General features: G+C 62.4%; 9 protein-coding genes. 3 read left to right on the top strand and 6 right to left on the bottom strand.

The genetic code is table 11. The features are described from left to right. The coding region (locus tag JJ959_RS04270; RefSeq protein WP_292880029.1) for a TRAP transporter fused permease subunit at nucleotides 1-1869 on the bottom strand (1869 nt) is incomplete at its 3' end. A gap of 91 nt (nucleotides 1870-1960) precedes the next feature. Then, entirely contained in the window at nucleotides 1961-3121 is a 1161-nt protein-coding gene (locus tag JJ959_RS04265; RefSeq protein WP_292880028.1) for a TAXI family TRAP transporter solute-binding subunit, read from the bottom strand. Nucleotides 3122-3408: 287 nt separating this feature from the next. Between JJ959_RS04265 and JJ959_RS04260 the strand changes: the two genes are divergently transcribed. Then, nucleotides 3409-4191: a DUF2189 domain-containing protein gene (locus tag JJ959_RS04260; protein WP_292880027.1), complete on the top strand. Its 783-nt coding sequence runs from the start codon at nucleotides 3409-3411 to the stop codon at nucleotides 4189-4191. Here the strand turns inward: JJ959_RS04260 and JJ959_RS04255 are convergent. Next, the gene (locus JJ959_RS04255) at nucleotides 4188-7388 is read right to left on the bottom strand and encodes a response regulator (protein ID WP_292880026.1); all 3201 of its coding nucleotides are present in this window, start codon (nucleotides 7386-7388) and stop codon (nucleotides 4188-4190) included. The two genes, JJ959_RS04260 and JJ959_RS04255, sit on opposite strands and share 4 nt — an antisense overlap. A 222-nt stretch (nucleotides 7389-7610) precedes the next feature. Here JJ959_RS04255 and JJ959_RS04250 point away from each other — a divergent pair, with 222 nt between their 5' ends. After that, entirely contained in the window at nucleotides 7611-8096 is a 486-nt protein-coding gene (locus JJ959_RS04250; RefSeq protein ID WP_292880025.1) for a VOC family protein, read from the top strand. Here the strand turns inward: JJ959_RS04250 and JJ959_RS04245 are convergent. Then, the gene (locus JJ959_RS04245; RefSeq protein WP_292880024.1) at nucleotides 8093-9298 is read right to left on the bottom strand and encodes a CaiB/BaiF CoA-transferase family protein; all 1206 of its coding nucleotides are present in this window, start codon (nucleotides 9296-9298) and stop codon (nucleotides 8093-8095) included. The genes JJ959_RS04250 and JJ959_RS04245 overlap by 4 nt on opposite strands. A gap of 7 nt (nucleotides 9299-9305) precedes the next feature. Beyond that, nucleotides 9306-9941 carry a uracil phosphoribosyltransferase gene (gene upp, locus JJ959_RS04240; protein ID WP_292880023.1) on the bottom strand — a complete coding sequence of 212 codons (636 nt, stop codon included), beginning with the start codon at nucleotides 9939-9941 and terminating at the stop codon, nucleotides 9306-9308. Nucleotides 9942-10095: 154 nt separating this feature from the next. On the opposite strand from upp, the gene JJ959_RS04235 reads away from it, so the two are divergent. Further along, on the top strand, nucleotides 10096-12045 hold the full coding sequence (locus JJ959_RS04235; protein ID WP_292880022.1) for an aconitase family protein: 1950 nt from the start codon (nucleotides 10096-10098) through the stop codon (nucleotides 12043-12045). A 28-nt stretch (nucleotides 12046-12073) separates the two neighbouring features. Here JJ959_RS04235 and JJ959_RS04230 read toward each other — a convergent pair whose 3' ends face one another. After that, nucleotides 12074-12988, bottom strand: a complete 915-nt coding sequence (locus JJ959_RS04230) for a DMT family transporter (protein WP_292880021.1) — start codon at nucleotides 12986-12988, stop codon at nucleotides 12074-12076. Nucleotides 12989-13002 lie beyond the last annotated feature (14 nt).

The raw sequence follows: 13002 nt of genomic DNA, 5'->3' as shown, positions 1-13002 counted from the left end.
CAGCCCGCCCAGAAGCAAGAGGATCTTGGCTCCCAGCGCCATCGGCCCGGTTCCCAAACGGCCGAAGCCGGCGACATAGCCTTGCAGCGCACCGCCAAGGAGATAGACCCCAAAAATCGCGGTTGCGAGTACAACCAGCACCTCCGTCCAGCTGCCCTCTCCGATCAGCGCCGGATTGAGCACGAAGAAGAACGGCACGAAGTAGATGATGCTGCCGAGACGCATGGCCTCGAGACCCGCGGCCATCGCATTGGTCCGCGCCATGGTCGCCGCGGCGAAAGCGCCGAGGGCCACAGGCGGGGTGATGAAGGAAACCATGCCCCAGTAGAGAATGAAGAGATGCACCGCGAGCTCGTTCAGCCCGGCTTTCACCAGCGCCGGCGCGAGCACCACCGCGAGGAAGATGTAACAGGCGGTGACGGTCATCCCCATGCCGAAGATGAAGCTGGTGATCGCCCCCATGATCAGCAGCATGAAGACCGAGCCGCCGGCGAGGAAAATCAGGTCGTTCACCAGTGTGCCGGCGAGACCGGTCGCGGAAAATGCGCCGACGATCAGGCCGATGCCGAGCAGTACCGCGACGAGTTCGGTCAGGCCGAGCCCGATGCTGTAGATCAGGTTGAAGAAGCCCTTGAGGTCGAAGCGGTGCTTCTTGGAGATCTGGTTGATGATCAGCAGCAGTCCGGTCGCGAAGAACGGCGCCCAGGTCTCCTGCCGCATGACCATCATCAGGAAGATCAGCAGCGCGAAGACGAAGAGGTAATACCAGCCTTCCTTCAGCGTCTGGGAAATCGACGGCAACTGCTCGCGCGGAATGCCGCGCAGGTTATGGCGCGCCGCATAGGCGTCGATCTGCACGAAGAGGCCGAAATAATAGAGCAGCGACGGGATCGCGGCCGCGGCGGCGATCTCGAGATAGGGCCGGCCGAGGAACGAGGCCATGACGAAGGCCGTGGTCCCCATGACCGGCGGCATCAGCACGCCGCCCGTCGAGGCGCAGGCTTCCGTGCCGGCTGCATAACGCGCCGGGAAGCCGGTCTTCTTCATCGCCGGGATCGAAATTGCGCCGGTCGTCAGAACGTTGGAGATCACGCTGCCGGAAAGAGACCCCATGAAGCCGGAGGCGAAGATCGCGACCTTGGCCGCACCGCCCCGCAGATTGCCGACCAGGGCCAGAGCGAGGTTGTTGAAGAACGCGCCGCCGCCGGTGAACTGCAGCGCCGCGCCGAAGATGATGAAGCCGATCACGAGATTGCCGAAGGCCCTCATCGGGATGCCGAAAGAGCTCTCGGAAGAAATGATGTGATAGGGAATCGCGTCCATGAAGGGCTGGGCGAAGCCTGAGATCGGGCCCGGCATCACGTCCGCAAAGGTCGGGTAGAGCGAGAACACGAAGACGATCCCGAAGATCACCAGGCCGCCCGCGCGCCGCGTTGCCTCCAGGATCAGCAGCCAGAACAGGATCGACATCCAGCGCGCCGTTTCCGGCGGCGCGTATTCCCAGCCCTCCTCGAGATTGATCTCGGCGGTGTAGGCGAAATAGCCGGCGACCGCGGCCGCGAGGCCCGCGAGGATCCAGTCGTACCAGGCGACCCTGGATCCCGGCTCGCCGCGGAGCGGGAAGGACAGGAAGGTCAGCGAGAGGAAGAGCCCCGCCAGAAGGAACAGGTACCGGCCCTCGAGAACGACGATTCCGGCGAAGAATTGCAGGTTGAAGAGCTGATTGATGGACAGCAGCACCGCAGCCGCCGTGAAGAGTACGAAGACCCATTTGGCGATTCCGCCAAGAGTGCGGGTCCGTTGTTTTTCGCCGGCACCGCCGTCGACTTCGTCGGCCTTGGCCGACGCCGGGGAAGATTGCTCACTCATCGGAGCGCCTCAACTCACAAAATGCTGCAGACAGGAAACGGCGAAGGACGGTACCCGAGGGCACCGTCCCATCGCATTGAAGTCGCGACGATCAGAAGACCGGCGTGAAACCCTCGGCCTTCAGCGCCGTTTCGCGGGCCTTGCGCCACTCATCGTCCCAGGTGTCGTCCGACGCGCCCTTGGCGACGAAACCTTCCCAGGCCTTGGCGAGAACCTCCTGACGCTTCAGCAGCTTGTCGTTATGCGCCTGCTCGGCGTCGCCCCACTTGCCAACTTCCTTGTAATAGCGGATCGCGCCGGCATGGTACGGGACCACCCATTTCAGGTTCTGCTTGTCGAGCGCCCAGCCGCTGATGCCCGGAGCCTTGCCGTCATATTCCGGGAACAGCTCGTACATGGCCTTCGTCATGTTGTAGACGAGGTCCTCGTCCTGCTCCGGATAGGCCACCAGAACCGGATAGGGATAGGCACCGGTTGCAGCCGGATTTTCCTTCGTGATGGTCGCACCGACGGTCGCCATGGTCGGCTGGAAGAACGGGGCGATATTGGTCATGCGCGCCCAGCCCTCGGTATCGCTCGCCGGGGTCGGCGGCCAGATCAGGCCGCGCGGGCTGGCTTCCATCTCGTAAGCCTTGCCCGAGTTGGTGGAGGCGAAGGCCGCGTCGACCTGACCGTTCACCATACCGGCCCAGGAAGCACCGAAACCGCCGAACTCGACCTTGATCACGTCGTCCCAGGTCAGGCCACCGAAGGCGAGATAGGCTTCGGTATTCACGTTGAGCGAGGGGGAGCCCTTCACCCAGGAAACCCGCTTGCCCTTCAGATCCTTGTATTCCTTGACGCCGACGTCGTTGGCGACGGCGACGGCAAGGCCGATCGCGCCGTTGTTCATCATCAGCGTGCGGATCTTCTGCGGCCCCCAGCGCTTGGAGCCGAAATCGAACGCCCCTTCCTGCGCCATGAAGCTGGCGCCGACGCCGGTCGCGGAGAATTGCACCTTGCCCTGACGCAGCGGCTCGGTACGCGAGACGTCGTTCTTGCCCGGCAGGACGCGAAGGTTCACGCCCATCTTGTTCTTCAGCGCGCCGCCGATCGCGACCGACTGGTTGTACCCCGCCGTACCGGTGTCGTAGGCGGTCCAGGCCAGCTGGTCCGGAAGTTTGGCGTCCGCAAAAGCAGTGCCGCCGAGAGCGACCGAAAGGACCGCTCCGGCAAGCGCAGAACGCCGGATAGAATGCAAAGAAATGCCCATGAATTTCCTCCTCTAGGCTCCCTGACGACCCGGTTTCGCGAGATAAATGCGGTCCGGACCCCTTGCAAAGTGCTGCTTGTGATGATTGCCGCACTTTTGCGAAATTGCGTTTCGCAAACACCATATCGGCTAATGGCAAGCGGTCAAGATGTTGCGCGCACCGGACGCTGACGAACCGGAACGAAACTCTTCGGATGAGCGAACGGACGCTAGCCGGAAGCGCTTCCGCAAACCGGCGCGGCAGCCTAAACTGCCTCAAAAAAAAAAGAGACTGGGGAGGACGCTGAATGACCGACGATGCCATCTATCCGCCGAGGATCAATGTCCGGGCCGCGACCGTCGGCGACATCAGGAACGCGCTTGCCGCCGGCTGGCGGGACTTCCGCGACGCTCCCGTTTTCGGCCTGTTTTTCGGCGGTTTTTTCGCCCTCGGCGGGCTATCCATTCTGGCGATGGCGTGGGCGCTGAATCTCTCCTACCTCGCCTATCCGACCGCCGTCGGCTTCTCCCTGATCGGGCCGTTCGCCGCCGTCGGGCTCTATGAAGTCAGCAGGCGTCTCTCATCAGGCGAGCCGCTTAACTGGAAAGACATTCTCGGCGTGATCGTGGCGCAGCGCCGGCGCGAACTGGGCTGGATGGCCTTCGTGACCATGTTCATGCTGATCATGTGGATGTATCAGGTGAGGGTCCTGCTGGCGATTTTCCTCGGTTTCCAGTCCTTCACCAGCTTCGAGGGCTTCCTTGAGGTGATCCTGACCACGACCGACGGCCTGATGTTCCTGGGCCTGGGTCACATTTTCGGGGCGGTCCTGGCCCTGATCCTTTTCTCCGCCACCGCGATCTCGTTCCCCCTGCTGCTGGACCAGGAACACGATTTCATCACCGCGATGATCACCAGCTTCAAGGCCGTCACGATGAGCCCAGCGGTCATGATCGGATGGGCCGCGGCAATCGGCGTCACGCTATACCTGTCGATGATTCCGGCGTTTCTCGGTCTGATCGTCGCGCTGCCCGTGCTCGGCCATGCGACCTGGCACCTCTACAAGAGTCTGGTCTCGTTCGAGGCCTAAATCCGGGCGGCAAGGTACATGTCGATGAATCGCATTTCCGCGTCGATCAGGCCGAGCAAGTGCTCCAGATCGCCGGAACTCGCGTCCGAGACGTTGGCGGCACCCCTGAAATCGCTTTCGACCTTCTGCGCCTGCTCATAGATGTCGTTCAGCCGCAGATTGCCCGAGACCCCCTTGATCTGGTGCGCATAGCGATAGACGGACTCGAGATCGCCTTCCGCAAGGTGGCCTTCGAAAACCGCACGCGCACCGGAAAAATTCTCCCGGAACTGTTCCAGGAAACGGCCGACCATCGACTCGTCGCCGATCATCTTCGCGATCGGAGCATATCTCTCGGATAGGCCCTCCGGAGAAATTGCCGCTGTGTCGTTCACGTTACCCCCTCCGGATTTTTCCGGCTCATTCCCGTCCACCGGCGTGATCGGCTCCGGCTGGGACGTTGCACGCTTTCTGTCTCTGGTCATCGTGCACCAACGGGCAAGTGCCGAGAACATTTTTCTATTGTCCACCGGCTTGATGACATGATCCTGCATTCCGACGGCAAAGCATTTCTCCTTCTCGTCGGACAAAGCGTTAGCGGTCATCGCGATAATCGGAAGATCGTCGAATTCGGGTTCGCTTCGAATGATTTCGGTCGCCGCGTATCCGTCCAGAACCGGCATCTGGATATCCATCAGGACTGCATCGAAGGCGGCACGGCCGGCGGAGCGCAAAAGGCCCACGGCAACCTCACCGTTCTCCGCCTCGGTCACCTTGACGCCGGCCATTCCGAGAACCGCGGTCGCAATCTCGCGATTGATCTCGTTGTCCTCAACCAGAAGAACCCTGAGACCGTCGATATCCTCAAGCGATCCTCCGGACCGGTCCCCTTGTGCGTCGACGAATTTCGCCTGGCCAAGGGCAGAGACGATGCCGTCATGCAGCGTCGAGGAACTGATCGGCTTCGCGAGCATTCCCCTGGCTCCCGACGCCCGGGCCTCTTCCCTGACCTGCCCCCCCGCCTCGGCGGAGAAAATAAGCACGCGCGGCACGGCATCGCCGTCGGCTCCCGCATTTTCGATGATCTGCCGGCAAGCCTCCAATCCATCGAGCCGCGGCATCATCCAATCAAGCAGAACCAAGTCGAAAGGCCCCTGCTCACGCGCGGCCGCCACCGCCTGTTCGCCGTCGGCGACCTGCACGCACTCGCCTCCCATGGAGGCGAGCATCTCCGCGACGACCATCCTTGCGGTTTCATTGTCATCCGCAACGAGGACCCGCAGCCTTTCTGGAAACTCGGACGGTTCGGAGCCGACACTGATCTGCAATGGAACACGAAAATGAAAAACGCTGCCCTCGCCCGGCACGCTCTTGACCCAGATTTCTCCGCCAAGAAGCTCTGCAAGCGAGGCACTGATCGAAAGTCCGAGACCGGTCCCGCCAAATTTCCGCGTCGTCGAGGTGTCTGCCTGGGTGAAGGACTGGAAAATCTTGGCTGTCTGCTCCTCCGTCATTCCGATCCCGGTGTCGCTCACCTCGAAATGCAGAATTGCCCGCCCGTCGTGGATCCTGTCCGTACGAACCGCGAGCGTGACTTTGCCGCGCGTGGTGAATTTTACGGCGTTGCTGAGGAAATTCAGCAGGACCTGCCCGATCCGCAACGGGTCTCCGCGCAGGCTTCCAGGAGCACTCGGATCGATGAAGGTTTCGAAAGACAAGCCTTTTTCAGCGGCACGCAGGGAAATCACGTCGTCGATCCGTTTGATCTCGTTCTTGAGATTGAAGTCGACGGATTCGACATTCATCTCCCCAGCCTCGATTTTGGAGAAGTCGAGGATGTCGTTGATGATCGCAAGAAGGCTCTCGGAAGACGCCTCGATCTTCCGCATGTAAGCGCGCTGCTGCTCGTCGAGCGGTGTATCGCTCAGCAACCGGCTGAGACCGATCACGCCGTTCAGCGGCGTCCGGATTTCGTGGCTCATATTTGCGAGGAACATCGACTTGGCGCTGTTCGCGAGTTCGGCCTCTTCGCGGGCCCGCCGAAGCTCGTCCTCCTGCGCTTTGAGCTCGGAGATGTCGATACGAAGCCCGACGCGCCCGCCATCGCTGGTGCTGCTCTCGATGATGCGTGACCAACCTCCCTGGAGTGGTTGATCGAAGCGGATTACCCGGTTTGACCGATGACGCGCGAGACGATCCCGGATCCATTCTTCTTCGGCGCCGTCCTCAATCGGGTATAGGCCCGATGCGACCGCATACCGCAGGGTTTCCTCGAAAGTCAGGCCAGTGCGCGCAGGCGCGCCGAGCGACCTCAGAAACTCGGCGAACTTCCCGTTGAAGAGCATCAGGCGGTCTTGAGAGTCGAAATAACAGAAACTGTCCGGCAATGCCTCGATCGCCTCGTTGAGCTGCCGGTGCAATTCCTCCGCCCGGCGTTCCGCATTCTTGAGCTGCGTAATATCGAGCCCGATCCAGGCCATGGCACCGTTCGAGAGCCGCTCCTCATGGATCATCAGATGCCGGCCACCTGCGATCTCGGTGGAGTAGGAGAAATTCGGCAATTGGTGTTGCGCCATTCGCTCTGCAATCCAGCACTCTTCATGACCTACCGACGACTTGACGGTTCCCTGGTAGGCGATGGCGCGCAACACCTCTTCAAACGCAGCACCGGGCACCAGCATGTCCCGGATACCGTTGTTCAGTTTGAGATACGCATCGTTGCAGACGATGAGTCTGTCATCGATGCCCCAGAGGACGAACGGATCTCTGATTTGCTGAATCGCCTCACGCAGCAATTCGGCTTCCCGGCGTGCAAGCACTTCGGTGGTCACGTTTGAGGCAAATCCGCTATAGCCAAGAAAACCGCCATCGGACGCGAACCGCGGTTTCCCGCTGGTCCGCATCCAGAGCTCGCCATCAGGAGACGTTCTGCAAAAGACAAAGTTTTCGAATGGCCGCCGCGCTGCGAGATCGTCGAGATGCCTCTTCCACACCTCGGGCGCAAGGTTCTGCCCCCCAACCTCGGCGCGGGATTTTCCATAGTGCCATTCCGGCGACCTGCCAACTAGCCGGGTCACCGAACGAGACATGTAGGTAAAGCAGTGATTCTCGTCGGTTTCCCAAAACCAGCCGTTCGAGACTTCGGCGAAGGTTTCGAGCCGCTCGCGTTCCCCGAGGGCCGCTTCCGGCTCCGATCGCGTCTGATTTTCCGTGCTCATTCTACCGACCGCACAAATGGGCTGTAAGATAGCAACCTACGGAGAATATTCAGGTACCCTTAGCAGCAGGTTAATTTTCGCGGATTTGAGGCAGATGTCGGATATTGTTTCGCTGGCTCAATTGTCTGTTCTGGCCCGGTCACTGGAAAGCGCGCGCATATGCGCCGATTTGTCGGGAACGCGAACTTTGAACCGACCGAAAGAGTCCGAGGGGAGGACACAATGATCAAGGGGCTTCACCACAACGCCTATCGCTGCCGCGATTCCGAGGAAACCCGCGCCTTCTACGAGGATTTTCTGGGCCTGCCACTGGTGCATGCCTTCGAGATCAAGGAAACCAAGAGCGGCCGGCCGACAAGCACTCTGCATTCCTTCTACCAGATGGAGGACGGCTCCGCCCTCGCCTTCTTCGAGGCGCCGGACCGGCCTTTCGAGTTCAAGGAGCAGCACGATTTCGACCTGCATATCGCGCTCGAGGTCGGCATGGACGAGCTGAAGTCGATGTACGAGAAAGGCAAGAAGGCCGGGGTCGAAACCCGCGGCATCGCCGATCACGGTTTCATCGACTCGATCTATTTCCGCGATCCGAACGGCTACGTCATCGAACTGACGGCAAAGCGCGACGGCCATGACGAGGCGATGGACGGTAGCGACGGCCATGCCCACGCGGCCTTGAAGGATTGGCAGGCCAGGAAGGCGAAAGCCTAGATCGCGCCAGCGTCGCGCAGGACGGCTATCTCCTCAGACCCGTAGCCGAGTTCCGCGAGGATCGCGTCTGTATCCTGTCCGAGTTCCGGCGGCGGCGCCGAGACTCGCGGTGCAGTCCCGTCGAGCTTGATCCCCGGAGTGACCACGGAGACGTCGCGTCCAACGCCGGGTACATCGGCAAAGGTTTCGACCATGCCCCGGTCCGCGATCTGTGGCGCCGCGAGAATGTCGGGTACGGTCATCACCCGGCCGGCGGGCACGCCTGCCGCGTTGAGCTTCGTCTCCCAACTCAACGCGTTTCCAGCCGACAATGCCTCCGTCAGCAAAGCCGCCAGCTCGGTCCGGTTCTGCAGGCGGGCAAGACGGGTGGCAAAGCGCGGATCCGCGATCAGCTCTTCCCGGCCGACGGTCCGGCAGACGGCTTCGAACTGTTCCTGCTTGTTGGCCGCGATGTTGAGCAGCCCGTCCGCAGTCTCGAAAGTGCCGGAAGGACTGGCGGTGACATTGTCGTTGCCGAGCGGGCGCGGAGGGTTGCCGGCGATCAGATAGTTCGAAACCGCCCAGCCCATGGTCGCCAGCACCGCCTCCAACATGGCGACGTCGATGAAGCGCGGTTCGGTCCGGTCCTTCTCGGCGAGCGCGGCGGACACGGCCATCGCCGCGGTCAGACCGCCGATCGTATCAGCGACGGGGAAGCCGACCCGGTACGGCGCAGTGTCCGGTGCCCCCGTGATGCTCATGATGCCGGACAGGCCCTGGACGATCTGATCATAGGCCGGGAGGTCCCGCATCGGTCCGTCCTGGCCGAAGCCCGAGATCGCGCAATAGACGAGATCGCTCCTCACGGTCTTCAGACGTTCGAAGCCGAGACCGAGCCGGTCCATGACGCCGGGGCGGAAATTCTCCACCAGCACGTCCGCCGTCGAAACCAGCTTGAGGAAGGCCTGTTTGCCGGCCTCCGATTTCAGGTTCAGCGTGATGGAACGCTTGCCTGCATTCTGGGCAAGGAACGACACCCCCATCAGGGCCTCGTTCAGGGCCGGATCGGAGCCGAGCTGGCGTGCGAGATCGCCGCTGCCCGGCACCTCCACCTTGATCACCTCGGCCCCGAGATGGGCGAGCTGATGGCAGCAGAACGGCCCCGCCAGCACATTGGTCAGGTCGAGAACCCGCCTTCCCCCCAAAGGCTTCGGAGCCGTCATGACGGTCCTACTTGGTTCCGTACATGCGGTCGCCGGCATCGCCGAGGCCGGGCATGATATAGCCGTGATCGTTCAGCTCGCGGTCGATCGCCGCGGTGAAAACCGGCACGTCCGGCAGCGCTTTCTGGAAAGTCTCGATACCTTCCGGCGCGGCCAGCAGGCAGACGAACTTGATGTTGGTCGCGCCCGCCTTGCGCAGCCGCTCGATCGCGGCGACGGCCGAATTACCGGTCGCCAGCATGGGGTCGACGACGATGAAGAGCCGCTCGTCGCGATGCTCCGGCAGCTTCAGGTAATATTCGACCGGCTGCAGCGTCTTCGGATCGCGGTAGAGACCGATATGGCCGACGCGGGCGGACGGCACCAGTTCCAGCATGCCGTCGAGAAGGCCGTTGCCGGCGCGCAGGATGGAGACGAAGCACAGCTTCTTTCCCTCCAGCCGCGGCGCCATCATGGTTTCGAGCGGCGTCTCGATCTCGACGGTCTCCAGGCTGAGATCCCGCAGCACCTCGTAGCAGAGCAGGTGCGCGATTTCCTTCAGGAGATGACGGAACTTCGCGGTGGCCGTATCGGCCTTGCGCATGAGGGTCAGCTTGTGCTGGACCAGCGGATGATCGACGACGGTGACGGGTTGTGCGCTCACGGGATTGCTCTCCTCAGACTCCGGCTCCAAACCGGAGGAATGCCGGACAGATGATTTTCAGCCAGTCATACGCGGTCGCCGGAAAAGGGCAAGTCCCGAGCCGCGCCGACAAGCCGTATTGCGGCCGCCGGACAGGAGGTGCGAAGCTGCCAGGATGAAGAAAACAGATTTTCCCGGCCGTATCCTGTTCCTCTCGGACGATCCGAAGAAGCTGACGGCGCAATTCGCCGGCGCCAACCCCGATACCGAAGAGGCACGTCCTCTCAGGACCGATATATCGACGGATGAGATAACCCCCATCCCGACCCTCGTTCACTATGACGAGAAGATCGCCCGTTTCGCCCACACGGGCTTCGAGACTCAGGGTGAAACGCCGATCGCCGAGGGCGCCATCGTCGAGGGTGGTTTCTCCGTGATCGTCGGTGGCAAACGTTATGGAAAAGGCTCCTCGCGGGAACACAGCCCGCTCGCCGAAGTCCGTGCGGGGATCAAGCTGATCATCGCCGAGAGCTTCGAGCGGCTTTACCGGCAGAACGCGGACAATCTCGGCCTCTTCACCTCGACCGATTTCGGACTGATCGAACGCATCCGCGCGGGCGAAACCATCCCGCTCGAAGATCTCCTCGCCGGCCGCGAACCGCAGGCGGCGGATATCCTCCGCGCCGGCGGCCTGCTCGGATATGGCCGGCGCATTGCACCGGCGGCGGTCGCGATCCCGCCCCGGCGATGGCAGGGCGACGGCCCCAAGACGCTCGTCGAGAAGATCATTGCCCGGCACGCCGTGGAGATAGAGGGATCGGACTGGAACCTGCAGCCCGGCACCGCCGGATTCGTCCGGCCGTCCTGGCGCTATTTCCACGACATCTACACCGCGATGTGCGGCCACATGCTGACGGAGGCCTATGGCGAGGACCTGAGGTTCCACGAGCCGGAATCGGTGGTCTCGTTCGAGGATCACTACTCCTACGCCCACCGGCCGGAGGTCAACGCAAAGACCGACCGGATGCCGGGAATCCGGCGCATGTCCGAAGGGCACCGTGCCTTTGTCACGCGCTACGGTCTGAACGACCATGGGTATCTGGACGGCGCGGAAGGCTCGGAGGGCATTTCCCACGCGATGATGACGGAGCGCTATGTCCTGCCCGGCCAGCTTGCCGCCGGAACCGATTCCCACACACCGCATTGCGGCGCCCTGGGCTGTCTCGCCTACGGTGTCGGCAGCACCGAAATGGCGAATGCGCTGATGACCGGGCTGACCCGGATCAAGGTACCGGACACAGTTCGCGTCAATCTTCGCGGCGATATTCCGGCCGGCGTGATGGCGAAGGACATTGTCCTCCACTTGCTCGCGGAGCCTTTCGTCCGGGAAGGCGGCGGCATCGGCTGCGTGTTCGAGTTCGCCGGCCCGGCGGCGGCACAGCTGTCGACGGACGAGCGCGCGACCTTCACCAACATGACCGCCGAGATGGGCGGCCTGAGCGGCATTTTTGCCCCTGACGAGGAAACCCGCCGGTTCCTGAAGGAACGGCGCGGCATTGAATTCACCCTCGAACCCTGGATGCGGAGCGACGACGGCGCGGCTTTCCTGCGCGAGATCGATATCCACTGCTCACAAATCTCACCGATGCTCGCCTCGCCCGGCGACCCGGGGAACGGGCTCAGGGTGGCAGATCTCAAGGACACGGTGCGCGTCGACATCGCCTATTGCGGCTCTTGCACCGCCGGCAAGCGGGAGGATTTCGACGGCTACCACGAGGTCCTGAAATGGGCCGCGGACAAGGGCCTCAAGGTTCCTGACAATGTGAAGCTCTACCTCCAGTTCGGCACCACCGATGTCGGCGACTATTGCCGCGAACGCGGCTATCTTGACGCCTTCGACAAGGTCGGCGCCGAGATCCTGCAGCCGGCCTGCGGCGCCTGTGCGGGTTGCGGTCCGGGCCTGTCGCTAACATCGGACCAAGTGACCATCAGCGCGATCAATCGCAACTTTCCGGGACGGTCGGGCCCCGGAAAGGTCTGGCTGGGCAGCCCCGTGACGGTCGCGGCCAGCGCGATCGCGGGTCGTCTGATTTCGTTTGACCAACTGCGCTCGGAGTATCCCTGATCGCAAAGGGCACCCGGTTGAAGCCGTGCTAGCTCTTCGTGCGGTTCGCAAGCGCGATGCCGCCCATCACGAAGACCAGCGCCGCCGCGTGGAACCAAGCAAAGTCCTCGCCAAGGATTACCACCGCAAAGACCGAGGCATAGATCGGCACGAGATTGACCCAGACTCCCGCGCGGCCCGGTCCGACCAGGTCAACGCCGCGGAGGAAGAAGATCTGCGCAAGGAAGGACGGAAAGAGCGTGACGAAGAGAACGATTCCCCAGCCCTTCGGGGTCGGCCACTGGAACTGGCCGAGATAGATCTCGATCCCGGCAAGCGGAATGGCGGTCACGAATGCCGCCCCGGCCATGATTGTGAACATGGCGAGGCCGGATACGTTCGGGCGCTTGCGCAGGGCAACCGTATAGCCGGCATAGAGCGCGCAGGCGCCGACCATGAGGATATCGCCCCGGTTGAATTCGAGCGCCGCCAGCCGTTCGAGATCGCCCCGCGAAGCGATGAGCGCGATGCCGATCATGGTCAGCAGCACACCGGCTGCCTGTACGGCGGAGACCGGCGTCCTGTAGACGGCGAGCGCGCCGACGAGAACGAAGACCGGGATACCGCCCTGGAGAATGCCCATGTTGATCGCGACGGTGTAGTGCGCCGCCACATAGAAGAGACCGTTGAAGAGCGTGAAGCCAAGGGCGCCGAGGGCGCAGAGGAACCAGATGCGCTCTCGCATCACCGGCCATTCGGCCATCACCTTCCTGCGCGAGACCACGCCCATGAGCAGGACCACGCCCGCCCAGCGCAGCACGACCAGCGCCATGGGCGACACCTCGCCGATGGCAAGCTTGCCCGCAATCGCATTGCCGCCCCACATCGCAGTGGTCAACGCCAGCATGATGTACGCGTTTCCGTAGAAGACGGCTGAGATGCCGCCCGCTTTCGGCCCCGTCATGTCCGGGTTCCCTC

The sequence above is a fragment of the Nisaea sp. genome (assembly GCF_017640745.1).
Classification (GTDB): Bacteria; Pseudomonadota; Alphaproteobacteria; order Thalassobaculales; family Thalassobaculaceae; genus Nisaea.
The sequence above is the reverse complement of the archived record's forward strand: the minus strand, read 5'-3'. Positions and strand labels throughout refer to the sequence as shown.

What these genes read in the sequence shown, in the direction of transcription:
- JJ959_RS04235 (WP_292880022.1), top strand. Translation starts at nt 10,096, where the DNA reads ATGAAGAAAACAGATTTTCCCGGCCGTATCCTGTTCCTCTCGGACGAT.
- JJ959_RS04255 (WP_292880026.1), bottom strand. Translation starts at nt 7,388, where the DNA reads ATGAGCACGGAAAATCAGACGCGATCGGAGCCGGAAGCGGCCCTCGGG.
- JJ959_RS04265 (WP_292880028.1), bottom strand. Translation starts at nt 3,121, where the DNA reads ATGGGCATTTCTTTGCATTCTATCCGGCGTTCTGCGCTTGCCGGAGCG.
- JJ959_RS04260 (WP_292880027.1), top strand. Translation starts at nt 3,409, where the DNA reads ATGACCGACGATGCCATCTATCCGCCGAGGATCAATGTCCGGGCCGCG.
- JJ959_RS04245 (WP_292880024.1), bottom strand. Translation starts at nt 9,298, where the DNA reads ATGACGGCTCCGAAGCCTTTGGGGGGAAGGCGGGTTCTCGACCTGACC.
- JJ959_RS04250 (WP_292880025.1), top strand. Translation starts at nt 7,611, where the DNA reads ATGATCAAGGGGCTTCACCACAACGCCTATCGCTGCCGCGATTCCGAG.
- JJ959_RS04230 (WP_292880021.1), bottom strand. Translation starts at nt 12,988, where the DNA reads ATGACGGGGCCGAAAGCGGGCGGCATCTCAGCCGTCTTCTACGGAAAC.